Origin of the sequence: Pseudomonas sp. Ag1 (genome assembly GCF_000278565.1) — a bacterium.
In the GTDB taxonomy this organism is placed as follows: domain Bacteria; phylum Pseudomonadota; class Gammaproteobacteria; order Pseudomonadales; family Pseudomonadaceae; genus Aquipseudomonas.
In genome coordinates, this window is the sequence record NZ_AKVH01000094.1 from 14,397 (window position 1) to 38,883 (window position 24,487).

The window sequence follows — 24,487 nt, forward strand, 5'->3', positions numbered from 1 at the left end:
GATGAAGATTTCACGCGGTTTTGCCCTGTCCTGCCTGTTGACCGTGGCGGCCAGCCCGGTATTTGCGGCAGGTTTCAGCCTCGGCGACGTGGCCAATGCCGTGTCCGGTGCACAAGGTGGCGACAAGGCAGCAGCGGCTGCACCCACTTCACAGACCGCTGGTCTGCTGCAGGCACTGACCTCGCAATTGAACGTGACCCCGGAGCAGGCCGTCGGCGGTACCGGCGCAATGCTGGGCCTGGCCAAGAATAAATTGGGCGGCGGTGATTACTCGCAACTGACCAAAAGCGTACCGGGCCTGGACAAGCTCTCCGGCAGCAACTCCCTGGGCAGCCTCGGCGCCCTGAGCGGCATGCTCGGCCAGAGCGGCGGCAGCAAGACCTCGGGCCTGGACGGCGTGTTGGGTAACGTGAAGAACACCAACGACCTGAACACCGCGTTCAGCGCGCTGGGCATGGACAGTGGGATGGTGGGCCAGTTTGCGCCGGTTATCCTGAAATACCTGGGCGGCCAGGGCGCCAGCGAATCGGTGCTGGGCAAACTGGCTTCGGCCTGGGGCACTGGCGGCTAAGGCCGCTCCGCGCGCAGTTGGGCGATGCGCGCATCCTTCTCCATCCAGAGCTGGTTGACCCAGTTCTGGACGGTCTGGCGAAACGCCGGATCGTTCTCGTAATCCCCCTGCCACAACGCCGGATCCAGCTCTCGGGTACGGATATCCACGATCACCTTCGGCACCGCACCACTGATCAAGTCCCAGAAGCCCGGAATGTTTTCCTGTGGATAAACCACGGTGACGTCGAGCACCGCATCCAGCTGTTCACCCAACGCGGCGAGCACGAACGCCACGCCACCCGCCTTGGGTTTGAGCAGACGTTCGAAGGGTGAAGCCTGCTGTTTGCGCTTGGCCGGGGTGAACCGCGTGCCTTCCAGGTAGTTCACCACGGTGACCGGCTGGCGCTTGAACAACTCGCAGGCCTCTTTGGTGATCTTCAGGTCCTGGCCTGCCAGTTCAGGGTGCTTGGCCAGGAACGCCTTGCTGTAGCGCTTCATGAACGGGTAATCCAGCGCCCACCAGGCCAGGCCCAGGAAGGGTACCCAGATCAGTTCCTTTTTCAGGAAGAACTTGAAGAACGGCGTGCGCCGGTTGAGGGCCTGGATCAGTGCGGGGATGTCGACCCAGGATTGATGGTTGCTGATCACCAGGTAAGAAGTGTCACCCCGCAGGTCGCCGCCGCCGCGAATGTCCCATTGGGTGGGGATGCACAGGGCGAAGGTCAGCTTGTCGATCTCGGCCCAGGTTTCGGCGATCCACATGACGGCCCAGGAGGCATAGTCACGAAAGCGACCGGGGGCCACCAGCTTGAGCAGGGCAAACACCATCAGCGGCCCGAACAGCACCAGGGTGTTGAGCAACAGCAGCAATGTGACGAAACAGCCGGTGAGCAGGCGGCGCATAAGTAACTCTTGGAATCATTTTTGGCCCGCCATGATAAGCAGCTTGGGCCTGGAGACCAAATCGCAAATAAGCTTACGAATGTTTCACAGCGGGCTGGGTATGCTCTGTGATCTAACTAAGCAGCGAATTTGCAGTCTAGAATTGGCCCACTTATTTCAAGGAAACCTCCTACGTGAAATCCATCCTTGCCCTGCTAACGCTGGTGGCCTTGCCTGTCATGGCCGCCGAGCCGACCCTTTACGGTCGCTACGAATACATCCAACTGCCGGAAATCGGTGAGACCTTCAAGGCCAAGATGGACACCGGCGCGCTGACCGCCTCGCTGTCGGCCCGGGACATCGAGACCTTCACCCGTGATGGCGATGACTGGGTACGCTTCCGCCTCGGCGGCAAGGACGCCACCAACAAGGTGTACGAGCACAAGGTGTCGCGCATCAGCAAAATCAAGAGCCGCGCCGACGAAGATGACGACAAGGACGAAGCCACCGTGGCCAAGCGCCCGGTGATCGACCTGGAAATGTGCCTGGGCAACGTCAAGCGCACCGTCGAGGTCAACCTCACCGACCGCAGCAGCTTCAACTACCCGCTGCTGATCGGCGCCAAGGCCCTGCGTGAATTCGGCGCTGCGGTAAACCCGGCCCGCCGTTACACTGCGGACAAACCGGACTGCTGACGGAACACCATGGCGCATATCCTGATTGTCGAAGACGAAGCGGCTATCGCCGACACGCTGATTTTCGCCCTGCAAGGCGAGGGCTTCACCACCACCTGGTTGAGCCTCGGCCAGGCGGCGCTGGCCCATCAGCGGCAAACCCCGGCGGACCTGGTCATCCTCGACATCGGCCTGCCGGACATCACCGGCTTCGAAACCTGCAAGCAACTGCGGCGTTTCAGCGAAGTACCGGTGATGTTCCTCAGCGCCCGGGACGGTGAGATCGACCGCGTGGTGGGTCTTGAGATCGGCGCTGACGACTATGTAGTCAAGCCGTTCAGCCCCCGGGAAGTGGCAGCGCGGGTACGGGCCATTCTCAAGCGCGTGGGCCCCGGTGCTGCTCCGGCGGTGTTCCAGGTGGACCTGGAGCGCATGCAGATCAGTTATCGCGGCCAGCCCCTGAGCCTCACTCGCCATGAATTCCGTCTGCTGCACAGCCTTTTGGAGCAACCCGAGCGCGTGTTCAGCCGCGAGCAACTGCTGGATGCGGTGGGCGTGGCGGCGGACGCAGGCTACGAGCGCAATATCGACAGCCACATCAAAAGCGTGCGCAGCAAATTGCGCGCGGTGGCGCCCGAGGCGGAGCCCATCCAGACCCATCGCGGCCTTGGCTACAGCTACAGCCCGGGCAACAGCTGATGCGCCTGGGGATTCGGTTCTTCCTGGTGTACGCATTGTTTATCGGCCTGACAGGCTACTTCGTACTCAGCACCGTGATGAAGGAAATCCGCCCCGGCGTGCGCCAGTCCACCGAGGAAACCCTGGTGGACACCGCCAACCTGCTGGCGGAAATCCTGCGCGACGATGTAAAGAACGGCACCCTCGGCCAGAGCCACTGGCCCGAACTGCTCAAGGCCTACGGTGAGCGTCAGCCCGGCGCGAATATCTGGGGCCTGCCGAAAAACCAGGTCAACCACCGCATCTACGTCACCGACGCCAAGGGCATTGTGCTGCTGGACTCCAGCGGCGAGGCCGTAGGTGAGGATTACTCGAAGTGGAATGACGTGTACCTGACCCTGCGCGGCGAATACGGTGCGCGCTCGACCCGCAGCGAACTGGACGACCCTGCCTCTTCGGTGATGCACGTCGGCGCGCCGATCCGCGATAGCGGGCAGATCATCGGCGTGGTTACTGTGGCCAAGCCCAACAGTTCACTGCAACCCTATGTGGACCGCACCGAAGACCGGCTGCTGTGGTACGGCGCCGGGCTGGTCGCCCTGGGCTTGCTGTTTGGTGCGCTGTTGTCGTGGTGGTTGAGTGTCGCACTGCGCCGGCTGACGGCGTATGCCCAGGCGGTGAGTGAAGGCCGGCGTGCCGAGTTGCCGCACTATCGCGGCGGTGAACTGGAGCAGTTGTCCACCGCCGTGGAACACATGCGCACCCAGCTGGAAGGCAAGGCGTACGTCGAACGTTATGTGCACACCCTGACCCACGAATTGAAAAGCCCGCTGGCGGCGATTCGTGGTGCGGCGGAGCTGTTGCAGGGCGACATGTCCCGTGACCAGCAGCAGCGTTTCGTGAGCAATATCGACAGTGAAAGTGCGCGCTTGCAGCAGTTGATCGAACGCCTGCTGAACCTGGCGCAGGTGGAGCAGCGCCAGGGCCTTGAGGACCAGGCCAGCCTGTCGTTGGCGGCGCTGGTGGACGAAGTGCTCAGGGCTCAATGTGCGCGCATTGAAGGCGCCGGGTTGCAGGTCGAGCAGGCGATTGACGCGGATCTGCAGGTGTACGGCGAGCCGTTCCTGCTGCGCCAGGCACTGGGTAACCTGCTGGAAAACGCACTGGATTTCACACCGCCCGGTGGCACATTGCGGTTCAGCGCCAAGGCCTTGGATGACGGGATCGAATTCACCCTGTTCAACCAGGCCGAAGCCATTCCCGAGTACGCGTTGCCGCGCCTGAGCGAGCGCTTCTATTCCCTGCCGCGCCCGGCCAGCGGGCGCAAGAGCACCGGCCTTGGGCTCAATTTTGTCGAAGAGGTGATGAAGCTGCACGGCGGCTCATTGCAGATCGGCAACGTGCCCGGCGGCGTGCAGGTAAAACTGCATCTCCACACAGTCTCCACATTCCCTTCATAAATCCCCCTTAAGCGCCCGCCAGACTCTCCCCCATCAAAACAGGGAGAGCTTCATGAACCGCAATCTGCTTTTCAAATTGGGCGCCATCGCGCTGCTGATCGTGCTGTTGTTGATTCCGTTGCTGATGATCCACGGGGTGATTACCGACCGTCAGCAACTGCGCGACGACGTCTTGCAGGATATCGCCCGCAGTTCCAGCTACAGCCAGCGCCTCAATGGCCCGGTGCTGGTGGTGCCTTATCGCAAGACCGTCCGGGAGTGGAAGCTCAATGAAAAGCTCAACGAACGCTACGAAGAAACCCGCGAGGTGCGTGGTCATCTGTATTTCCTGCCGGAGCAATTTGCCCTCGACGGGCAGGTGCAAACCGAAGTGCGCGCCCGGGGCATCTACCAGGCGCGGTTGTTCCACGCCGACAGCCGTATCAGTGGGCGGTTTGTGTTGCCGGAGCAGTGGGGCATCACGGAAAACTTTGCCGATTACCGCTTTGAGCCGGCGTATCTGGCAGTGGGTATCAGCGACATTCGCGGCATCGAAAATGCGTTGAAGCTGGAGCTGGGCAGCCAGCAACTGGCGTTTTCCCCGGGCACTCAAGTGGCTTGGCTGGGGGAGGGTGTGCACGTGATGCTGCCCGAGCAGGACAGCCACAATCCGTCACCTTTTGACTTCGCCTTTGACCTGCGCCTGCAAGGCACCGAGCAGTTGCAAGTGGTGCCGGTGGGCAAGACCAGCCAGGTCAAGCTCGCGTCCAACTGGCCGCACCCCAGCTTTATCGGCAACTTCCTGCCGACCCAGCGCGAGGTCACCGCCCAAGGCTTCAGCGCCAATTGGCAGACCACATTCTTCTCCACCAACCTGGAAGAAGCACTGCGCGGTTGCCTGGCCGAGCGCGGCTGTGACGACTTCAACAGCCGCAGCTTCGGCGTGAGCTTTATCGACCCGGTGGACCAGTACCTCAAGAGCGATCGGGCGATCAAATATGCGCTGCTGTTCATTGCCCTGACGTTTGCCGGTTTCTTCCTGTTCGAGGTGCTCAAGAGCCTGGCGGTGCACCCGATCCAGTACGCGCTGGTGGGGGTTGCCCTGGCGTTTTTCTACCTGCTGCTGTTGTCGTTGTCCGAGCACATCGGGTTTGGCCCGGCTTACCTGATATCGGCGGCGGCCTGTGTGTTGCTGATCGGGTTTTACGTCTGCCATGTGCTGCGCAGTGTCGCCCATGGCCTGGGGTTTTCAGCAGGGTTGGCGGCGTTGTATGGCTTGCTGTACGGGTTGCTGAGTGCCGAGGATTACGCGTTGTTGATGGGCTCGTTGCTGCTGTTCGGGTTGCTGGGCACGGTGATGGTGCTGACCCGCAAGCTGGATTGGTATGGGGTGGGCAAACGCAAGGAGGTGGGTGATGAGTAGGTCGTTGGGGTTGCGGGAAGATCAGCAAGAGGGCGCGCAGTTAGTGGTGAGGATTAACGCGCTATTCCCTGTGGCCCGGGAGCTTTTTGTGGCGAGGGAGCTTGCTCCCGCTGGAGTGCGAAGCGCTCCCAGGATTTTTGGGGCCGCTGCGCAGCCCAGCGGGAGCAAGCTCCCTCACCACAAAAGAACCCTTGCAGCAGGTTAGGCCGGTGGCTGGGTCTGGAGCATCGACGGCCGCTGACTCACCTCGGCATACCACGCCGCCAGCTTCGGATGGCTCGACCGCCACTGCATGTCCGGGTGGCGGAAGTCCAGATAAGCCAGTGCACACGCCACGCTGATCGCGGCCACGTCAAACGGCCCGGCCAGTTCGGCGATGGCGTCCTGTTCGAGCATGTCGAGGGCGCGGCGGATCTTGTCGCGCTGGCCTTCCAGCCACAGGTCCCAATGTTTTTCCTCGGGGCGCATGGCGGTTTCATAACGCACCAGTACGGCGGCATCCATGATGCCGTCGGCGGTCGAGGCCAGGGTCAGGCGCCGCCAGCGGGCCGGGCCGTTACGGGGGATCAGTGGAGTCCCGGTGTGTTGGTAGTCGAGGTAATCGAGGATCACCCGGCTGTCGTGCAGCGCATTGCCGTCGGCCAGGCGCAGGGCGGGGATCTTGCCCAGCGCGTTGTCCTGGATCACGTCGGCGTCAGGCTTGACAGGCGTCGGCACGCAGGCGTGCAAGGTCACGCGGTCCAGTTGACCGGTCTCGTGCAACAACACCCGTACTTTGCGCACAAACGGCGAGGCAGGGTTGTGGAACAACGTCATGCTGGGGGTGGACATGGGCATTCCTCGGAAAAGGGCAGCGCTAATCTATCTCAACGCTTGAGCAACGCCCAGCTACCTATGGCGGCCGGAATGCCCAGCCCCACCCAGCTCAGCGAATCCCACAAGCCGTCCCCCAGCAATGCCGCAAACAATCCGGCAGCACTCAACAACCCGATGGCCAGCGGAATGCCGAATACCTTCCAGAAACTCGATTGCCTCGGCTTCATGACTTGGCCGCCTTGCGCCGCACCAGCCACAGGTACACGCCACTGCCCAGGACGATGATGGTCAGCACATCCAGCACCGCCCATAGGATCTTCATCGGCATGCCGCCGTAGTCACCAAAGTGCAGCGGCTGGGACATGCCCATGGCGTCCATGTACCACGGCCGTTCGGCGATGGCGGTGACGTGCAGGTTGCTGGCGTCGATCAATACCGGCGTCAGCAGGTGTGAAGTCAGGTGGGTGCTGCCTTTCATGAACACCGCGTAGTGATGCTCGCTGGAGAAACGCGTGCCGGGGAACGCGATAAAGTCCGGCTCCATCCCGGGCGCGGCCTTGGCGGCAATCGTCAGCAGGTCGGTGGCGGGGGCGCGCAGGGTCAGCGGCGGGGCGTTTTTGTAAGGCTCGATCATTGCGCTGAGGCTGTCGGTGCGCCACGCGGCGATGATCAGGTCGGCGCAGGCGCTGATCACGCCGGTCACGCCCACTACCAGCGCCCAGGTCAGGGTGACCACGCCGATCAGGTTGTGCAGGTCGAGCCAGCGCAGGCGCGTGGATTTGTCCTGGCGCACGGTGGCGAATTTCAGCCGGCGCATGAACGGCAGGTACAACACCGTGCCGGAGATGATCGCCAGCACAAACAGAATGCCCATGAACGCCAGCAGCAACTTGCCCGGCAGCCCGGCGAACATATCGACGTGCAGGCGCAGCAGGAACATCGTCAGCCCGCCGTTGGCCGAAGGCGTTTCCACGGCCTCGCCGGTGCGGGCGTCGAGCATGAAGGTGTGGGAGGAATTGGGTTCGGTGCCGGCGGTGGCGGCCATGATCGCGATCACGCCGTTCTTGTCGTCTTCGTCCCAGGCCAGGTATTGCATGGCTTCGCCGGGGCGATGGGCCTGGGCTTTGGCAACAAGCTGTTCGAGGTTCAGCTGTGGGGTATCGGCGGGCATCTGTGCCAGCTCGGGTTCGTTGCCCAGCAGGTGGTCGATCTCGTGGTGGAAGATCAACGGCAGGCCGGTGAGGGCGAGCAGCAGCAGGAATACGGTGCAGACGAGGCTGGTCCAGGTGTGGATGAAGGACCAGCGGCGGATGGTTTTGCTTTTCATTTTCTAGCCTTCAGACACACCGAAGCCGCCCACGGGGGCGGCCCGGTTGTTAACTCAGCCGATTACCACTGGTAGGTGGCACTGGCGACGACGCTGCGCTGGTCGCCGTAGTAGCAGTAGGAAGCATCGCAGGTGGAAATGTAGTCCTTGTCGAACAGGTTGGTGGCATTCAGTTTCACCGAAGCCCCCTTGAGGCTATTGTCCAGGCGGCCGAGGTCGTAATGCACGGAGGCATCGAACACGGTGTAGGCATTGGCCTTGCCCAGCCAGGTGTTGCCCTGGTCGCCATAGGTATTGCCGGTGTAGCGGGCACCCGCGCCAATGCCGAAACCGTCGAGCACACCGGCGTGCCAGGTGTAGTCGGTCCACAGTGAGGCTTGCTGGTTTGGCATCAGTTGCAGGCGGTTGCCTTTGTATTGGCCTTTTTGCACTTCGGATTTGGCCAGGGTGTATGCCGCGATGACCTTAAGGTTCTCGGTCACGTCAGAGACGGCTTCCAATTCCAGGCCCTTGACCTTCACTTCGCCGGTCTGGTCGGTGATCGACTGGCCACCGGCACCGAAGCTGGTAACCAGCACGTTCTTTTGGGTCAGGTCATAGACCGCAGCGCTCAGCAGGGTATTTGAGCCGGGTGGCTGGTACTTGACCCCCAATTCCCATTGCTTGCCTTCGGTGGGTTTGTACGACTCGGTTGGCGAGACGCTGGCGTTACTCGCTGGCTGGAACGATTCGGCGTAGGAGAGGTACGGAACGAAGCCCGAATCGAACACATAGCTCAGCGCGGCGTTGCCACTGAAGTTCTTGCTGCGGTCGGTATTGGTTGCATCGTTTTTGTTGAAGTAGGTGGTGCCTTGGTGCACCCAGTCTTCACGCCCGCCGAGGGTCAGGCGCCACTGGTCCAGGGCCATCTGGTCCTGGGCGTAAAGGCCAGTCTGGATGGTTTTCTGGTTGTAGTCGTAATAAGCGGTGGAGCGCGCCGGACGCACCACCGGCTTGGTGTTGACGGGGTTGTAGAGGTTGACTGTGCCGCCGTCACCGAAGATCGACAGGTACGAGGTGTCGGTGCGCTGGTGATCCAGGCCGAGCAACAGCGTGTGGGTGATATCACCGGTGGCGAAGTCAGCCTGGAAATTGTTGTCGACGGCGAACTGGCCGATGTTTTCGTCCACGTTGGTCGACGAGCGGCTGGTATTGCCCTCGGCATCAATGGTCGAGTAACCGTAGGAACCCACGGTCAGCTGCTGGAAAGCCAGCTCCGACTTGGTGTAACGCAGGTTCTGCTTGAACTGCCAGGTATCGTTGAAGCGATGCTCGAAGGCGTAGCCCAGCGCGTAGTAGGTGCGGTCGTAGTACTCGTAGTCCGGGTCGCCGAGGTTCTTGTGATGAGAGATGTCCCCCAGCGGCGATTTGATCTTGGTGCCGACAATGGGCAGGAACTGACTGGTAGCACCGGTATCGTCGCGGGTGAACTGCGACAGGAACGTCAGCTTGGTGTCGGTATCAATATTCCAGGTCAGGCTGGGGGCGATGTTGTAGCGCTTGTTGTCGATGTGATCGACCTGGGTGCCGGCGTCGCGCACCACACCGCTGAGGCCGTAGAGAAACTGGCCTTCATCATCGATCTTGCCGGTGCTGGCGAAGTTGATCTGGCGGTAGTTGTCGCTGCCGTACTGCACCTGGATGGCATTGCTCGATTCAGCGCTGGGGCGGCGGCTGACCATATCCAGCAGGCCACCCGGTGGCGTCTGGCCGTAGACCGACGAGGCCGGCCCACGCAGCAGCGCAAGGCGGTCGAGGTTCCAGGTTTCGGCTTTCGGGTTGGCATACACGCCGCGTGGCAGCGGCAATCCGTCGAGGAACTGGGTGGGTTCGAAGCCGCGTACACGCATCCAGTCGTAGCGGGTGTCACTGCCGTAGCTGGCGGACACGATACCGGGCATGTATTTGACGGCGTCATCCAGGTTCTGGACGTTGCGGTCCTGCATTTGCTGGCGAGTGGCGACGGAGATCGAACGCGGGGCTTCGACCAGTGCGGTATCGGTCTTGGTGCCGGCAGCGGTGCGGGTCGCCAGGTAACCATCAACCGGCCCCCATGCGCTTTCCGCGTCGGCCTGGCCGGTAATGCTGGTCTCCGGCAATGCCACGACCCCATCCGGGATCGCTACCAGGCTGAACGTGCCTGCACTGCTTTGCTCCAGTTGCAGCCCGGTCCCGCGCAACGCTTCACGCAATGCGCCTTGTGCATCGAATTGCCCTTTTACCGGCGCGGAAGTCTTGCCCGCTGCCAACCCCGGGTTCAGCGTCAGCGCCAAACCGGCCTGGCTGGCGATCTGGTTCAGGGTGGTGGCCAGCGACGCTGCCGGCAGATTGTAGGCGCGCACACTGGACGCTTGTTCGGCGGCGAGCAACTGGGTGCTGGCCAGCGGGGCGCTGAGGGCAATGGCCACGGCCAACAGGCTGGGGCGCAACAAGGTGTCTAGCGTGCGGGACATAGGGTGGCTCCTGAATGGAAATATTTCTCAATTGCCTATGTGCCGAGCGAGATGCAAAAAGTGATAGGGCTCGATGAAAATAATTTCGATTAGTGGGTGAGTGCTGTTTTTGAGGGCCTCATCGCAGGCAAGTCAGCTCCCACAGGGGAACGCATTCCACCTGTGGGAGCTGGCTTGCCTGCGATGACAATGGCCTATGCACCACAGGAGCCTACGGCTTGGGCGCCACCGTCACCCACCACGGCGTGTGTTGTTGAATCTGCACCGGCAAGGTCGGCAGCAGCGCGTTCAGTGCCAGGTTGGTGTCGTGCAACGGAAAGCTGCCGGTAATCCGCAGGTCGGCCACCTGTTTATCCACACCCAGGTAACCGGTGCGGTAGCGGCTCAGTTCGGCAACCACATCGCCGAGCCGCGCGTTGTCCACCACCAGCATGCCGCGCGTCCAGGCGTCGGTGCCGGGGCTGACGGCAAGCATCGGGCCGAGGCTGTCGCGGCGCATCAGCACTTGCTGGCCTTCCTTGAAGATCTGCTCTTGATGCAGCGCTTCAGGCTGTGCGCCGACGGCAGACTGCAACACGCTGAGGCGGGTGCCATCTTCCTCGCGCTTGACGATAAACCGTGTGCCCAGGGCGCGCAGGCTGCCTTCGCGGGTTTCGACAAAAAACGGGCGGGCGTCGCTGTGGCCGGTTTCGACAAGGATCTCGCCTTCCTGCAATACGATCAGCCGACGTTTCTCGTCAAAGCGCACGTCAATGGCGCTGTGGGTGTTGAGGTTGATCACGGTGCCATCCGCCAGCTTCAGGGTGCGCTGTTCACCGGTGGCGGTGCGCTGGTCTGCCAGCCAATAGTTGAGCGGCACGTAGCGCTGGCCGACGAACAATGCCAGGCCGCACACCAGCACCACACTGGCCAGGCCGCTGCCGAGCTTGCGCACGCGGCGGCGAATGCCTTCGCGCGACTGCAGCAATGCCGCACGGGCCGGGCCCGAGGCCACACTGAAACGCTGATCGAGCATGCCCAACTGGCGCCAGGCGCGGGCGTGTTCTTCGTTGCTGGCCAGCCATTTGGCGAATTCTTCCTGCTCCACGGCGCTGCCGTCGCCCGAACCGAGGGACAGTTGCCAGGCAATGGCCGCGTCGAGCACCCGCGCCGACACCGGCTTGGAACTGACCGGGCTCACAGCGGCTCGCCATACAGGGCGATGTAGCACTGGCGGATACCCTGGGCCAGGTATTGCCGCACCCGCGGCACGGAAACCCCCAGGCGCTGGGCGATTTCGGCGTGGCCCATGCCGTCGAGGCGGTTATAGAGGAAGGCCGCGCGGGCCTTGCTCGAGAGTTTGCCCAGCAGGCGGTCGATGGCCTTGAGGTCCTCGAGGATCAGTTGCTGTTCTTCCGGGGACGGGTGCTCGCTTTCCGGGATCAGCATCAGTTCGCTGAGGTAAGCCTGTTCCAGCGCGGCGCGGCGGAAATAATCGAACAGCAGGCCCTTGGCGATGGCCACCAGGAACGCCCGCGGCTCGCGGGGTTCACGCAGTTCTTCACGGCCCAGCAGGCGCATGAAGGTGTCCTGGCTGAGGTCTTCGGCGCGGCTGGGGCAGGCCACGTTGCGTCGCAGCCACGCCAACAGCCAGCGGCGATGGTCGCGGTACAACGCGCCAACAAGCTCACTGTGGGGACTTTGGATTGACGACAAGGCGACACCGATCGGAAAGTTTAAACTAACGAGAATTATTCGCGATTGTGGCAGAGGTGTAAGGCGGGTGCAATTGGCGTTGGTCGGGCGGCGGCGTAATGATATCTATCATGATGATGCCGCTTACTGTGGCGAGGGAGCTTGCTCCCGCTCGGCTGCGCAGCAGTCGTAATCCTGGCAGTGCATTTATTCAGTTGGAAATGGGTTGGCTGATTTGGGGGCGCTTCGCACCCCAGCGGGAGCAGCTCCCTCGCCACCATTAGAATGAGGGGGCTTGCTTGCGGCGTTTCCATTGGCCCAGGCGCTGTTGTAACGCGTGCGGGCTGTCGATCTGCTGCTGCCGTGCGCGGCTGAACAAAATCAGCATCAGTTCCGCCGTTGCCAGCGCATCCGCACTGGCATGGTGACGCTCGCCCACTTGCAGCTTGAAATGCGTGATCCAGTCATCCAGCCCGGCTTCGCGGATGTTGGCGTCGGGGCACAGCAGCGGGGCGATGTCGGCCACGTCCAGGAACGGGTGGTTCAAGCGATAGCCCAGGCTGTCCTTGAGTGCCCGGCACAGCATGTGTTGATCGAAGGGCGCATGAAACGCCAGCAGCGGGCTGTCGCCGACAAACTCCATGAAGTCCATCAGCGCTTCTGCCGGGTCACTGCCCGCTGCAATGGCGCTGGGCCCCAGGCCATGGATCAGCACGCTGGGGCTGAGCTTGGTCTCGGCCCGGTGCAGGGTGCGCTCGAATAATTGCGAGAAGTCCACTGCGCCGTCCTCGATCACCACGGCGCCAATCGAAAGCACCTGGTCACGATTGAGGTTCAGGCCGCTGGTTTCCAGGTCCACCACCACCCAGCGCTGGGCCCGCAGCGATCCGTCCCCCAGCTCCCCAGGTGTGGGCAATTGCTCGACGCGCCGTTGTTGCGCCGCATCCAGGCCAGGTTTGGGTTTGCGCAACCAGCCAAACCAGCTCACAGCTGATACCGCAACGTCAGGCTGCCTTGCAGGCGTTGGGCCTGGCGCAGGGATTCGCGCAGGATGCGCCGGTCGAGGTGGTTGAGGCTGTCGGGATCGACGCGGTTGGAGTAGGGCAGGTTCTCGCGGGTTTGCAGTTGGTGTTGTTGCATGCGGGTTTGCTGGATGAAGTGATAGGCCTCTTCATAGGCGGCGCCATCAAGGCGTTCGATGACTTCCCTGGCCACCAGTTGGCGCAAGCGCTCCAGGGTGTTGATGGCGCTGATGCCGTTGGCCAATGCCAGCAGCCGGGCACCGTCGACAAATGGCGTGAGGCCTTGCACCTTGAGGTCGAGGGTTGCCTTGTCGGCGCCTTTGCGCGTCAACACAAAATCCCGGAAGCGCCCTACCGGCGGGCGCTGGCGCAACGCGTTCTCGGCCAGCATGCGCTGGAACAAACGGTTGTCTGCCACCTGGTCGAGAATGCCCTGGCGCAATTGCTCGCACCCTTGCTCATCGCCCCACACCACCCGCAAATCAAAATAGATGCTCGAACCCAGCAGATTCTCCGGCGTCGCCTCACGAATAAACCCGGCAAAGCGCCGCGCCCATTCCGCCCGGGACAGGCACAGCTCCGGGTTACCGGCCATGATATTGCCCTTGCACAGGCTGAAGCCGCACAGCGCCAGGCTCTGGTTGATCTGTTGTGCCAGCGGCAGCAGGCGCCCGCGAATCTCGGCGGCTTCGGCGGCGTCCCGGGCTTCGAACAGGATGCCGTTGTCCTGGTCGGTATACAGCGTCTGCTCGCGGCGGCCCTCGCTGCCGAAACACAGCCAGCTGAATGGCACGCCCGGGTCGCCCTTGTCGGCCAGGGTCAACTCGATGACACGGCACACCGTGTGATCGTTGAGCAAGGTGATGATGTGGGTGATCTGCGTAGACGACGCGCCGTGGGCGAGCATGCGCTCCACCAACTGGCCGATTTCGCCGCGAATCGCCACCAGGTTTTCGACCCTGGGCGCATTGCGGATGGTGCGCGCCAGGTGCACCAGGTCAACCCGCTGCAGGGAAAACAGGTCACGCTCGGACACCACGCCACACAGGCGCTGATCCTTGACCAGGCACACGTGGGCGATATGCCGCTCGGTCATCGCAATCGCCGCGTCGAAGGCGCTGTGGTCCGGCGTGAGGAAAAACGGCGCCTGGGTCATATGGCGCTCGATGCCCTGGTTGAAATCACTGGTGCCGTCGGCCACCACCTGGCGCAGGTCCCGCAGGGTGAAAATCCCCAGGGGCGCCTTGTGTTCATCGACGATCACAATGCTGCCCACTTGCTGCTCGTGCATTTGCGTGACCGCTTCACGCAGCGGCGTCAGCGGGCTGCAGGTGACCGGGTGACGCATGGCCAATTCGCCCAGGCGGGTGTTCAGCGAATATTGGGTGCCGAGGGTTTCCACGGCCTTTTGCTGGACTTGCTGGTTGACCTGGTCCAGCAAGCTGCTCACGCCGCGCAAGGCAAAGTCGCGAAACGCGCTGGAAAGGGCGAACAGCTTGATAAAGGCCGGCTTGTTCAGTTGCAGGCAGAAGGTGTCTTCGGCGGCTTTGTGCTCGGTACGGGTGGCCCGCTCCCCCAACAGCGCCGCCAGCGGAAAACATTCACCGGTGGTGATTTCAAAGGTGGTTTCTGTCGAGTCCGGCCGCTCGCCGACTACGCGCCCCTGCTTGACGATATAGAAGTGTTCCACCGGCCCGCCCGAGGGCTTGAGGATGCTCTCGCCGGGGCCGTAGAAGCGCAATTGACACTGCTCTACCAGAAATCCCAGGTGGGCGTTTTCCATTTGGTTGAACGGCGGGAAACGTTGCAGGAATTGCAGGGTGCCGTGGATGTTCTGCAACACAGCGGTTTTCCCCGCTTGTGTGAAAGCATCAGCTTTACTCATACCTATGACCGCAGTTTTTTTGTCGTTATCGTGCCCCATGGTCGACTCCTGCGCTGCGGGTGCCCATTGGACGTAAGTCTAGGTAGCGATTCGCCCTCACTTACTAGGGAAAAACCTTACATGAATATCGTCCAAACCCCGTAGAACGCCCACTAGGCAAACTTTCCGACGAAGTGCACATTGTTCGCCCTTCCGGCGATGTCTGACTTCTGTGCTGGGAGATTGAATAGAACTGCCGAGAAACGTATGTCCGACCACGATATTTTGAGTGATGCCGAGCGCGAGGCCCTGAGTGCTGTTATGCAGGAGCCGGATTTGCCGCCACAACGGGTTTTGATCGTGGATGACGACAAGGACGCGCGCGAACTGTTGGCAGAAATTCTTGGCCTGGACGGCATTCGTTGCATGACCGCCGACAGCGGCGAGGCTGCATGGGACTTGTTGAGTTCCAGCAGCTCCATCGGCTTGCTGATCACCGACCTGCGCATGACGCCGAGCAACGGGCTGCAATTGATTCGCCAGGTGCGCGAATCCACCCGGGCGGCGCTGCCGATCATCATCATGTCGGGTGACGCCGAAGCGCCGGATGTGATTGATGCGATGCACTTGAGCGTGGTGGACTTTTTGCTCAAGCCGATTGATAGCGTGAAGCTGGCGAAGATGGTGAAGCGGGAGTTGGGGATGGCGTCCTAGACGGTGCCATTGGTCTGATTTCGCGAAGAACTGTCAATTCTGACAGTAGGAATAGCTTGAGAGCGTCTGTTTACTGGTTTGGGGTGTGCTGATCGTCGATTAGCGCCTCACAAAGCCATGAACAGGAGTTCGCTATGAGCACCAAACTTTTTCGAGTTGAAGATAAGGCCTTGCAGGACGCAAGGGTGAGGGCACAATCCGGGGATGCTTTTGTTCTTGTGCTTGCTCCCGGCAAGTTTCGGTTTTTCAGCACCAAGGAAGTCCTCGGGTTCCTGTCATGGACAGCGGTGCTTGGGGCAGGTCAAGAGCGTATTGACCTGGATTATGGGCACGATGTGCCGAACGGCCTTCATGAATTCGAGGCAAGGGGCAGGCGCGTGACTTACCGTGCGCCAGACGGTAAGGATTATTTCGGACCCACTGAAGGGAAGATCTTTCTTGAAGTTGAACGCTCCCCGACCGGTACCGCTTTCACGCACAAGGGTAACTTTTTGAATGTGCGGTTCGAGTCGGATGGTAATACCGTCGTTCTCAATGGCGGTTATAAACTCAGTTCTTCTTAAACCGCTGCAAAAAAGCCCTGATCTCTCGACCAGGGCTTTTTTATTTACAGGCCGTTTTTAGCCTTGAACTCCCGACGCCGACGGTGCAACACCGGCTCGGTATAGCCGTTCGGCTGCTTCGTCCCCTCAATCACCAACTCCACCGCTGCCTGGAACGCGATGTTGCTGTCGAAATCCGGAGCCAGCGGACGGTACAGCGCATCCCCGGCGTTCTGACGGTCCACCACCGGCGCCATGCGCTTGAGGCTTTCCATCACCAGGGCTTCATTGACGATGCCGTGGCGCAACCAGTTGGCAATGTGCTGGCTGGAGATACGCAGGGTGGCGCGGTCTTCCATCAGGCCGACGTCGTTGATGTCCGGGACTTTCGAGCAACCCACGCCCTGGTCGATCCAGCGCACCACGTAACCGAGGATGCCCTGGGCGTTGTTGTCCAGCTCGTTGCGGATTTCTTCCTCGGACCAATCGGTATTCTGGGCCAGGGGAATGGTCAGGATATCGTCTACCGAAGCACGTTCGCGCTTGGCCAGTTCGGCCTGGCGGGCGAACACGTCAACCTTGTGGTAGTGCAGCGCATGCAGCGCAGCCGCCGTCGGCGAAGGAACCCACGCCGTGTTGGCGCCGGCCAGCGGGTGAGCAATCTTCTGCTCCAGCATGGCGGCCATCAGGTCGGGCATCGCCCACATGCCTTTACCAATTTGTGCGCGGCCTTGCAGGCCGGTGCTCAAGCCGATGTCCACGTTCCAGTTTTCGTAGGCGCCGATCCACTTCTCGGCCTTCATGGCGGCCTTGCGCACCATCGCGCCGGCTTCCATGGAGGTGTGGATCTCGTCGCCGGTACGGTCGAGGAAGCCGGTGTTGATAAACACCACACGCTCGCTGGCCGCCTTGATGCAGGCCTTGAGGTTGACCGTGGTACGACGCTCCTCGTCCATGATCCCGACTTTGAGCGTATTGCGCGGCAGCTTCAGCACGTCTTCGATGCGACCAAACAGCTCGTTGGTGAACGCGGCTTCTTCCGGGCCATGCATTTTCGGTTTAACGATGTACACCGAACCGGTGCGGCTGTTCTTGCGGCTGGTGTTGCCGTTAAGGCTGTGGATCGCCGACAGGCTGGTGAGCAGGCCATCGAGAATGCCTTCCGGCACTTCGTTGCCATCCTTGTCGAGGATCGCGTCGATGGTCATCAAGTGGCCAACGTTACGCACGAACAGCAGCGAACGACCGTGCAGGGTCACTTCCTTGCCGTCGGCACCGGTGTAGACGCGGTCGGCGTTCATGGTGCGGGTAAAGGTCTTGCCACCCTTGGCGACTTCTTCCGACAGGTCGCCCTTCATCAGGCCGAGCCAGTTGCGGTAGATCACCACCTTGTCATCGGCATCGACGGCGGCGACGGAGTCTTCGCAGTCCATGATGGTGGTCAGGGCGGCTTCCATCAGCACGTCTTTCACGCCGGCGGCGTCGGTCTGGCCGACCGGGGTGCTGGCGTCGACCTGGATTTCGAAGTGCAGGCCGTTGTGCTTCAGCAGGATGGCAGTCGGCTTGGCTGCGTCGCCCTGGTAGCCGATCAACTGGGCATCGCTGCGCAGGCCGCTGTTGCTGCCGCCCTTGAGGCTGACCACGAGCTTGCCGTCGACGATCTTGTAGCCAGTGGAGTCCACGTGGCTGCCGGCAGCCAGTGGTGCGGCTTCGTCGAGGAAGGCGCGGGCGAAGGCGATGACCTTGTCGCCACGCACCTTGTTGTAGCCTTTGCCTTTCTCGGCGCCGTCGGCTTCGCTGATGGCATCGGTGCCATAGAGCGCGTCATACAGCGAACCCCAGCGCGCATTCGAGGCGTTGAGGGCGAAACGGGCGTTCATCACCGGCACTACCAGCTGCGGGCCGGCCATGTGGGCAATTTCTTCATCGACGTTTTGGGTCGAGGCCTGGAAATCCGCGGCTTCTGGCAGCAGGTATCCGATATCTTGAAGGAAGGCTTTGTAGGCCACGGCGTCGTGTGCCTGGCCGGCGTGTGCCTGGTGCCAGGTGTCGATCCGCACTTGAAAATCGTCGCGTTTGGCGAGTAGGGCTTTGTTCTTCGGCGCCAGGTCGTGGATGACCTTGTCGGCACCGGCCCAGAACTGGTCGGCGGTAATGCCGGTACCAGGAATGGCTTCGTTGTTCACGAAGTCGAACAGGACTTTGGCGACCTGCAGGCCACCGACTTGAACGTGTTCAGTCATTGCTTGCCTCACTCTGCGGAGCTTATGCGCTTTTCAGCTTTTCAATTTACCAATGAAGCCTCTGGCCATGTAAACCGTGAACACGCTGCACCAGTACATGCCGTAGAAGGCGGCTGGGCGGGCTGCGTCGCGGTGCGTGGTTGCCTTGGCAGACATCGACCTAACGTTATGTAGTGCGCGATTGGGCATACTACATGATGAGTTGCGGTTGTGAAAATTAGACTAAATACGTCGTTTAGCGACCCACTTTGGTCGTACGGTCACAGTGGGGTACGGGATGTTCTCAAAAAACTATTGGATTGTTCCATATAAATATAAAAATGGTACACGATTTGTTTTCGTGGCTACCTGAGTCCACCTTGGTAGGTACGAGGGGAACGCCTGGTTCCTACCTGATTTTCATAAGAAGAGGACGACACCATGGACCATCTCGTACTGACTGTCATCGCCCCGGACAAACCCGGTGTGGTCGAACGCATCGCCCAATGCATCGCCGCCCATGGCGGCAACTGGCTGGAAAGCCGCATGGCGCACATGGCCGGGCAGTTTGCCGGGATTTTGCGGGTGAGCGTGCCGGCGGAAAATCGGCTGGACTTGATTGGCGCGCTGGAAGACTTGTCCACCCACGGCATTCGCGTGCTGCTGGGCGAAAGCAGTTCGCTCGCCCCCAGCGAGTCGCAACCCATCGCGATGGAACTGGTCGGTAACGACCGGCCGGGGATTGTTCGCGACATCACCGCGCTGCTCAGCAAGCAGGGTGTCAACCTGGAGCGCTTGATCACCGACGTGCGCCCGGCGCCCATGAGCAGCGACCTGCTGTTCCACGCCGAAGCCTTGCTGGCGGTGCCGTTGACGCTGCCGCTGGAAACCTTGCAGGCGGCGCTGGAAACCCTGGCCGACGACTTGATGGTGGAACTGGAACTACGCAGCGAGGAATAGTTGCCCACAAGGTTATGCATGGAAATCTTGCATGGGCCTGTGGATAACCTGTAGAGACCCGCGTCCGGCCCAGGCGGGCCGTGGCTCTTCGCCGGCTGGCTAAAAAACGAACAGTTTCAAGGGCTTGTGCACAAACGCCGGGGACCAGGCTGTGGATAACCTTGGGGTGAATGCCTGCAAGCCACACCGGCCGTGGCTTGCAGAGGTTTGTACGTTATTTGATCAGTTTTTCCGCACAGTCATCCAGGCGTCGATGCTGTAAACCACCAGGCCGGCCCAGATAAAGCAGAAGGCGATCAGCGTGGCGGGTGCCAGGTGTTCGTTGAATAACAGCACGGCTTCCAGCAGCACCAGGGTGGGCGCCACGTATTGCAGGAAGCCCAGGGCGGTGTAGGGCAAATGCCGTGCGGCGGCGTTGAAACACACCAGCGGGATCAGCGTCACCGGACCTGCGGCCACCAGCCACCACGCTTCGGAGGTGCTCCAGAATTCCATCTGTGCGCTGTGGGCCGAGGGGTTGAACAGCAACCATGCGATGGCAATCGGCACCAGCATCCAGGTTTCCACCACCAGCCCGGGCAATGCCTTGACCGGCGCCTGCTTGCGGATCAACCCGTAGAAACCAAAGGTCGCCGCCAGGACCAGGGATACCCACGGCAGGCTGCCGACTTGCCATACCTGTTGCGCCACACCTACCGCTGCCAGGCCCACGGCCACCCATTGCAGGCGGCGCAGGCGCTCGCCGAGGATCACCATGCCCAGCAGCACGTTCACCAGCGGGTTGATGTAGTAACCCAGGCTGGCCTCCAGCATGCGGCCACTGTTCACCGACCACACATAGGTCAGCCAGTTGGCCGCGATCAAGGTGCCGCTCAGGGCCAGGATCGCCAGGCGCCTGGGGTTGTCCCGCAGTTCTCGGAGCCAGCCCGGGTGTTTCCAGACTATCAGCAGCAGACTGCCGAACAGCGCCGACCACAGCACGCGGTTGACGATGATTTCTGCGGCGGGAACGCTGGCGATGGCCTTGAAGTAGATCGGGAACAGGCCCCAGATGACGTAGGCGCTCAGGCCCAATATGTACCCGCGACGGGGGTTGGCGGCTTGCATGCAGAATCCTTGCTTAGGCAGCTAACAAAGCCGCGATTGTAAGGATATTTGTCAGTCAGTGGGATGTGCTTTTCTGTAGGCGCTGGCTTGCCGGCGATGGCTTCACCTCGGTTCCACTGATACACCGAGGCGCTTGCATCGCCGGCAAGCCAGCTACTACAGGGGATTGTGGTGTGCGTTAGAACAGTTTCAAGGGTTCTTCATTGAGCGCCGACAACTGCTCGCGCAACGCCAGCACCTGGTCGCCCCAGTAACGTTCGCTGCCAAACCAGGGAAAGCTGTGGGGGAACGCCGGGTCGTCCCAGCGCCGTGCAAGCCAGGCGCTGTAGTGCATCAGGCGCAGGGCACGCAGGGGTTCGATCAGGGCCAGTTCGCGCGGGTCGAAGTCGTGGAATTCCTGGTAGCCGTCCATCAATTCCGACAGTTGCCCCAGGCATTCCTGACGATCACCGGCGAGCATCATCCACAGGTCCTGAACGGCGGGGCCCATGCGGCAGTCGTCGAGGTCGACGATATGGAACATCTCGTCGCGGCACATCATGTTGCCGGGGTGGCAATCGCCGTGCATGCGGATGTTCTTGTGGGGCGTGGCCTTGTAGACCTCCTCCACACGCTTGAGCAGGTCGCGGGCCACGGACTCGTAGGCTGGCAGCAGGCTGCGAGGGATGAAATTGCCCTCCAGCAGGGTGTTCAGGGAGTCGTGACCGAAATTCTTCACGCCCAGGGCTTCGCGGTGTTCGAAGGGGCGGGTGGAACCGACCGCATGCAGGCGGCCGAGCAATTGGCCGAGGCGATACAACTGGTCGAGGTTGCCCGGCTCCGGTGCGCGTCCGCCACGGCGCGGGAACAGGGTGAAGCGAAAACCCGCGTGCTCGAACAGGCTTTCACCGTTGTGAATCATCGGCGCCACCACCGGCACTTCGCACTCGGCCAGTTCGAAGGTGAAGCTGTGTTCTTCGAGGATCGCTTCGTTGGTCCAGCGTTGCGGCCGATAGAACTTGGCGATCAAGGGCTCGGAGTCTTCGATGCCGACCTGGTAGACACGGTTTTCGTAGCTGTTGAGCGCGAGGATGCGGGCGTCGCTGAGGAAACCGATGCTTTCGACTGCGTCGAGCACCAGGTCAGGGGTCAGTGTTTCAAACGGGTGTGCCATGCGAACTCCTGCGCGCAGCAGGGCGCCGCGTCCGGCCGGGTATGGTAACGCACCCAGGGGTGGATAGGTGGTGACTGTTCTGACGCCTTCGCGAGCAAGTCGAATCGTCGCACCGCCGCTCCCACATTAAACCGAGTCCTGGCTTTGGAATGCGGTCAAATGTGGGAGCGGGCTTGCTCGCGAAGAGGCCTTATCAGGCGCCGACGATCCCGCCATCATCCCGACGAATCGCCATCACCGAGGACCGTGGCTTGCCATTTGGCAGATGCTCCGGCCAGGTCGACCCACCGGTTTCCCCCGGATGCTGAATCCCCACAAACAGGGTTTTCTGGTCCGGCGAGAAGCTGATCCCGGTCACTTCACAGGCCACGGGCCCTACCATGAACCGGCGAATTTCACCGGTCGACGGGTCGGCACACAGCATCTGGTTGTTACCCATCCCGGCAAAGTCGCCACCGTTGCTGTAGTCGCCATCGGTCAGGATCCACAACCGCCCGGCCTTGTCGAAGCCCAGGCCGTCCGGGCTGTTGAACATGTTCTGCGGGTTGATGTTGGACGAGCCGCCTTTTGGCGTGCCGGCATGCACGGTCGGGTTGCCGGCCACCACGAACAAATCCCAGCTGAAGTCCGGCGCGCCATGGTCGTTGGCGTTGGCCTTCCAGCGCAGGATCTGCCCGTAGACGTTTTTCTCCCGCGGGTTCGGGCCACCCACCGGCTGGCCGTCTTCGCCGCGCTTGGCGTTGTTGGTCAGGGTGCAATACACCTGGCCGTCGGTGGGGCTGACCACGATCCATTCCGGGCGGTCCATGCGGGTGGCTTTCACCACGCTGGCGGCCAGGCGCGCGTGGATCAGCACTTCGGCCTGGCTGGCAAAACCGCTGTTGGCGTCGATGCCGTTCTTACCGTAGGTCAGCTCGACCCATTGGCCCTGGCCCTTGGGATGGTCGGCATTGCCGTCGCCCGCGTCGAAAATCGCCACATACAAGGTGCCGTGGTCCAGCAGGTCCTTGTTGGCCTTGGGATTCTTGTGATTGATCTTGTCGCGGCTGATGAACTTGTAGATGAACTCGCCGCGCTCGTCGTCGCCCATGTACACCACGGCGCGGCCGTCGCGGGTTTCCGCCAGCGCAGCATTTTCATGCTTGAAGCGGCCGAGGGCGGTGCGCTTGACCGGTGTGGATTGCGGGTCGAACGGGTCGATTTCCACCACCCAGCCATGGCGGTTGAGTTCGTTGGGATTCTTGGCCATGTCGAAGCGCGGGTCGTGGGGGTGCCAGTTGATGTCTTTGCTGGCGGCGACCACGCCATAGCGTTTCTGCCCGGCGTCGAAGGTCTGTTGCGGGTTGCTGCTGCCGAAGCAGTCGGTAAAGTTCTCTTCGCAGGTGAGATACGTGCCCCACGGGGTCTTGCCGTTGGCGCAGTTCTGGAAGGTGCCGAGGACTTTTTTGCCGGTTTTGTCGGCGCTGGTTTTCAGCCAGGCATGGCCCGCCGCAGGGCCGCCGAAGCGGATTGGCGAGTTGCCGTGGATGCGCCGGTTGTAGCGCGAGTCCTGGACGAACTGCCAGGTGTCGCCTTTGCGCCGTACTTCGATCACCGACACGCCTTCGCTGGCCAACGCCTTGCGCACGTCTTCGGCCGACTGCGGCGCGCCGCCGTGGGCGTAGAGGTAGCGGTAGTTGGTGTATTCGTTGTTGATCGCCATCAGCGCGCGGTTGTCGTCACCGGGGAAGGCGAACAGGCTCATGCCGTCGTTGTTGTCGCCGAACTGCTGTTCCTGGGCCTTGGCGGTGCCGTTGCCGCTGGGGTCGAAGGCCGGCGCGTTCTTGTGCAGCGGCTGGCCCCAGCTGATCAGTACCGAAGCGCTGTAGCCGGGCGGCAGGGTGATGGTGTCGCTGGTGGCCGAGGCGATGCTGGCGAACCCCAGCAACGGGCTGTTCGACGCGGCGTTGACCGCCAGGGCACTGCGGGTCAGCAGGTTGCCGCCGAGGAACATCGCGGCACCGCACAGGGCGCCGGCGCCGATAAAACGCCGGCGGGTGAGGCCGACCATCTGTTCCAGGTCGGTGGCTTGGTTTTCTTCTAATAGGCTCATTTCAGGCTCCCTGCGGGTTTTTGCAGCCACCTTAGGGAGCAGTCGTGACGAAATTGTTGCAGTTTGAAGCGCTACACCGGAGTGCCCAGCAGGACGTTGCTGGGGGAGAACTGCACCTTCACTTGCAGGCCTTCGGCGGCATGGATCTGCGCAAGCGCGTCGGGCCGGGCCAGGGCGCAGAGAACCTGGCCGTTGGGCAAGGTGATCCGCACCTCGCTGGGGCCGTCTTCGGCATCGAGAATGGCCTCGATTTTTCCTTCCAGGCAATTGTGTCCAGGTGTTGCTGCCTGCGTGACGGCCAGTACTTCAAGCCAGCCGGCCTTGATCAGGGCGACGACTTCGGTGCCGATCTCCAGCTCCAGGCGCAAGGTACTGTCGTGGGTGATCTGCGCATCCAGGCGCAGCCCAGCGGCCAGCTCCAGGCGAATCAGGTCATTGCGGCCGTGGCTGTCGATGGCGATCACCCGGCCGTGCAACTGGTTACGTGCGCTGGTGCGCAGCATCAGGCGGCCCAGCAGGTTGAAGTCGCTGGCGTCTTCGGCGCAATCCAGCACCTGGGCTTGCAACACCTGCAGGCGTTGGTAAAGGCGTAATACCCGCTCACCCTCGGCCGTCAACCTGGCGCCGCCACCGCCCTTGCCGCCAACGCTGCGTTCCACCAGCGGCTTTTGCGCCAGGTTGTTCAGTTCGTCGATGGCGTCCCAGGCCGCCTTGTAGCTCAGCCCCGCACTCTTTGCGGCGCGGGTGATGGAGCCTTGTTCGGCAATATGTTGCAGCAGTGCAATGCGCTGCGGGCGACGGACGATGTGTTGGCTCAAGAGGGTTGGCAGGGACATGGTTACACGCTTCGATGG

Annotated in this window: 22 protein-coding genes; 8 read left to right on the forward strand and 14 right to left on the reverse strand. The window is 61.8% G+C overall.

The window, feature by feature from the left end:
* The first annotated feature begins 1 nt into the window (after position 1).
* Entirely contained in the window at positions 2–571 is a 570-nt protein-coding gene (locus A462_RS19315; protein WP_003209203.1) for a DUF2780 domain-containing protein, read from the forward strand.
* Here the strand turns inward: A462_RS19315 and A462_RS19310 are convergent.
* Positions 568–1,455, reverse strand: a complete 888-nt coding sequence (locus A462_RS19310) for an acyltransferase (RefSeq protein WP_008434342.1) — start codon at positions 1,453–1,455, stop codon at positions 568–570. The two genes, A462_RS19315 and A462_RS19310, sit on opposite strands and share 4 nt — an antisense overlap.
* A 173-nt stretch (positions 1,456–1,628) precedes the next feature.
* On the opposite strand from A462_RS19310, the gene rloA2 reads away from it, so the two are divergent.
* The 4 genes from rloA2 to creD are packed head-to-tail and all read left to right on the forward strand — an operon-like array spanning position 1,629 to position 5,648.
* Complete coding sequence (gene rloA2 / locus A462_RS19305) at positions 1,629–2,129, forward strand: retropepsin-like aspartic peptidase RloA2 (protein ID WP_003209205.1); 501 nt, start codon at positions 1,629–1,631, stop codon at positions 2,127–2,129.
* Between the two features lie 9 nt (positions 2,130–2,138).
* The gene (creB, locus tag A462_RS19300; RefSeq protein ID WP_003209207.1) at positions 2,139–2,807 is read left to right on the forward strand and encodes a two-component system response regulator CreB; all 669 of its coding nucleotides are present in this window, start codon (positions 2,139–2,141) and stop codon (positions 2,805–2,807) included.
* Positions 2,807–4,246, forward strand: a complete 1,440-nt coding sequence (creC, locus tag A462_RS19295; RefSeq protein WP_008434344.1) for a two-component system sensor histidine kinase CreC — start codon at positions 2,807–2,809, stop codon at positions 4,244–4,246. The genes creB and creC overlap by 1 nt, the downstream gene beginning before the upstream one ends.
* A 52-nt stretch (positions 4,247–4,298) precedes the next feature.
* Entirely contained in the window at positions 4,299–5,648 is a 1,350-nt protein-coding gene (gene creD / locus A462_RS19290; protein WP_008434346.1) for a cell envelope integrity protein CreD, read from the forward strand.
* A 201-nt stretch (positions 5,649–5,849) separates the two neighbouring features.
* Here creD and A462_RS19280 read toward each other — a convergent pair whose 3' ends face one another.
* The 8 genes from A462_RS19280 to A462_RS19250 form a co-directional block, all read right to left on the reverse strand.
* Complete coding sequence (locus tag A462_RS19280; RefSeq protein ID WP_008434349.1) at positions 5,850–6,479, reverse strand: glutathione S-transferase; 630 nt, start codon at positions 6,477–6,479, stop codon at positions 5,850–5,852.
* 35 nt (positions 6,480–6,514) lie between these two features.
* On the reverse strand, positions 6,515–6,691 hold the full coding sequence (locus tag A462_RS34615) for a hypothetical protein (RefSeq protein WP_003209216.1): 177 nt from the start codon (positions 6,689–6,691) through the stop codon (positions 6,515–6,517).
* Positions 6,688–7,791, reverse strand: a complete 1,104-nt coding sequence (locus A462_RS19275) for a PepSY-associated TM helix domain-containing protein (protein WP_003209218.1) — start codon at positions 7,789–7,791, stop codon at positions 6,688–6,690. Before A462_RS19275 ends, A462_RS34615 begins: the two co-directional genes overlap by 4 nt.
* Positions 7,792–7,853: 62 nt before the next feature.
* Complete coding sequence (locus A462_RS19270; RefSeq protein WP_008434352.1) at positions 7,854–10,283, reverse strand: TonB-dependent siderophore receptor; 2,430 nt, start codon at positions 10,281–10,283, stop codon at positions 7,854–7,856.
* Positions 10,284–10,494: 211 nt separating this feature from the next.
* On the reverse strand, positions 10,495–11,463 hold the full coding sequence (locus A462_RS19265) for a FecR domain-containing protein (RefSeq protein WP_008434354.1): 969 nt from the start codon (positions 11,461–11,463) through the stop codon (positions 10,495–10,497).
* On the reverse strand, positions 11,460–11,978 hold the full coding sequence (locus A462_RS19260; protein WP_008434356.1) for an RNA polymerase sigma factor: 519 nt from the start codon (positions 11,976–11,978) through the stop codon (positions 11,460–11,462). Before A462_RS19260 ends, A462_RS19265 begins: the two co-directional genes overlap by 4 nt.
* Positions 11,979–12,237: 259 nt before the next feature.
* Positions 12,238–12,945, reverse strand: a complete 708-nt coding sequence (locus A462_RS19255; RefSeq protein WP_008434358.1) for a 3'-5' exonuclease — start codon at positions 12,943–12,945, stop codon at positions 12,238–12,240.
* Positions 12,942–14,864, reverse strand: coding sequence for a putative nucleotidyltransferase substrate binding domain-containing protein (locus A462_RS19250; RefSeq protein ID WP_003211088.1), 1,923 nt, complete (start codon positions 14,862–14,864; stop codon positions 12,942–12,944). Before A462_RS19250 ends, A462_RS19255 begins: the two co-directional genes overlap by 4 nt.
* Positions 14,865–15,110: 246 nt before the next feature.
* Between A462_RS19250 and A462_RS19245 the strand changes: the two genes are divergently transcribed.
* The gene (locus A462_RS19245; protein WP_003211086.1) at positions 15,111–15,557 is read left to right on the forward strand and encodes a response regulator; all 447 of its coding nucleotides are present in this window, start codon (positions 15,111–15,113) and stop codon (positions 15,555–15,557) included.
* A gap of 134 nt (positions 15,558–15,691) precedes the next feature.
* The gene (locus A462_RS19240) at positions 15,692–16,120 is read left to right on the forward strand and encodes a hypothetical protein (protein WP_008434361.1); all 429 of its coding nucleotides are present in this window, start codon (positions 15,692–15,694) and stop codon (positions 16,118–16,120) included.
* 44 nt (positions 16,121–16,164) lie between these two features.
* On the opposite strand, the gene A462_RS19235 is transcribed toward A462_RS19240, so the two are convergent.
* Positions 16,165–18,342, reverse strand: a complete 2,178-nt coding sequence (locus tag A462_RS19235; RefSeq protein ID WP_008434363.1) for a malate synthase G — start codon at positions 18,340–18,342, stop codon at positions 16,165–16,167.
* Positions 18,343–18,762: 420 nt separating this feature from the next.
* Here A462_RS19235 and A462_RS19230 point away from each other — a divergent pair, with 420 nt between their 5' ends.
* Entirely contained in the window at positions 18,763–19,281 is a 519-nt protein-coding gene (locus A462_RS19230) for a glycine cleavage system protein R (protein WP_003211081.1), read from the forward strand.
* Positions 19,282–19,503: 222 nt separating this feature from the next.
* Here the strand turns inward: A462_RS19230 and rarD are convergent, their stop codons facing one another.
* The 4 genes from rarD to A462_RS19210 form a co-directional block, all read right to left on the reverse strand.
* Positions 19,504–20,388, reverse strand: coding sequence for an EamA family transporter RarD (rarD, locus tag A462_RS19225; protein WP_003211079.1), 885 nt, complete (start codon positions 20,386–20,388; stop codon positions 19,504–19,506).
* A 178-nt stretch (positions 20,389–20,566) separates the two neighbouring features.
* A complete protein-coding gene (locus A462_RS19220) occupies positions 20,567–21,541 on the reverse strand; it encodes a serine/threonine protein kinase (protein ID WP_003211077.1) in 975 nt (324 codons plus the stop codon).
* A gap of 193 nt (positions 21,542–21,734) precedes the next feature.
* Positions 21,735–23,633, reverse strand: coding sequence for a PhoX family protein (locus A462_RS19215; RefSeq protein ID WP_008434364.1), 1,899 nt, complete (start codon positions 23,631–23,633; stop codon positions 21,735–21,737).
* A gap of 71 nt (positions 23,634–23,704) precedes the next feature.
* On the reverse strand, positions 23,705–24,469 hold the full coding sequence (locus A462_RS19210; protein ID WP_008434365.1) for a TOBE domain-containing protein: 765 nt from the start codon (positions 24,467–24,469) through the stop codon (positions 23,705–23,707).
* Positions 24,470–24,487 lie beyond the last annotated feature (18 nt).

Coding starts and splice junctions, on each gene's coding strand:
- creB (WP_003209207.1), top strand. CDS start 2,139: ATGGCGCATATCCTGATTGTCGAAGACGAAGCGGCTATCGCCGACACG.
- A462_RS19270 (WP_008434352.1), bottom strand. CDS start 10,283: ATGTCCCGCACGCTAGACACCTTGTTGCGCCCCAGCCTGTTGGCCGTG.
- rarD (WP_003211079.1), bottom strand. CDS start 20,388: ATGCAAGCCGCCAACCCCCGTCGCGGGTACATATTGGGCCTGAGCGCC.
- A462_RS19210 (WP_008434365.1), bottom strand. CDS start 24,469: ATGTCCCTGCCAACCCTCTTGAGCCAACACATCGTCCGTCGCCCGCAG.
- A462_RS19280 (WP_008434349.1), bottom strand. CDS start 6,479: ATGTCCACCCCCAGCATGACGTTGTTCCACAACCCTGCCTCGCCGTTT.
- A462_RS19275 (WP_003209218.1), bottom strand. CDS start 7,791: ATGAAAAGCAAAACCATCCGCCGCTGGTCCTTCATCCACACCTGGACC.
- A462_RS19235 (WP_008434363.1), bottom strand. CDS start 18,342: ATGACTGAACACGTTCAAGTCGGTGGCCTGCAGGTCGCCAAAGTCCTG.
- A462_RS19310 (WP_008434342.1), bottom strand. CDS start 1,455: ATGCGCCGCCTGCTCACCGGCTGTTTCGTCACATTGCTGCTGTTGCTC.
- A462_RS19240 (WP_008434361.1), top strand. CDS start 15,692: ATGAGCACCAAACTTTTTCGAGTTGAAGATAAGGCCTTGCAGGACGCA.
- A462_RS19220 (WP_003211077.1), bottom strand. CDS start 21,541: ATGGCACACCCGTTTGAAACACTGACCCCTGACCTGGTGCTCGACGCA.
- A462_RS19315 (WP_003209203.1), top strand. CDS start 2: ATGAAGATTTCACGCGGTTTTGCCCTGTCCTGCCTGTTGACCGTGGCG.
- A462_RS19250 (WP_003211088.1), bottom strand. CDS start 14,864: ATGAGTAAAGCTGATGCTTTCACACAAGCGGGGAAAACCGCTGTGTTG.
- creD (WP_008434346.1), top strand. CDS start 4,299: ATGAACCGCAATCTGCTTTTCAAATTGGGCGCCATCGCGCTGCTGATC.
- creC (WP_008434344.1), top strand. CDS start 2,807: ATGCGCCTGGGGATTCGGTTCTTCCTGGTGTACGCATTGTTTATCGGC.
- A462_RS19230 (WP_003211081.1), top strand. CDS start 18,763: ATGGACCATCTCGTACTGACTGTCATCGCCCCGGACAAACCCGGTGTG.
- A462_RS34615 (WP_003209216.1), bottom strand. CDS start 6,691: ATGAAGCCGAGGCAATCGAGTTTCTGGAAGGTATTCGGCATTCCGCTG.
- A462_RS19245 (WP_003211086.1), top strand. CDS start 15,111: ATGTCCGACCACGATATTTTGAGTGATGCCGAGCGCGAGGCCCTGAGT.
- A462_RS19215 (WP_008434364.1), bottom strand. CDS start 23,633: ATGAGCCTATTAGAAGAAAACCAAGCCACCGACCTGGAACAGATGGTC.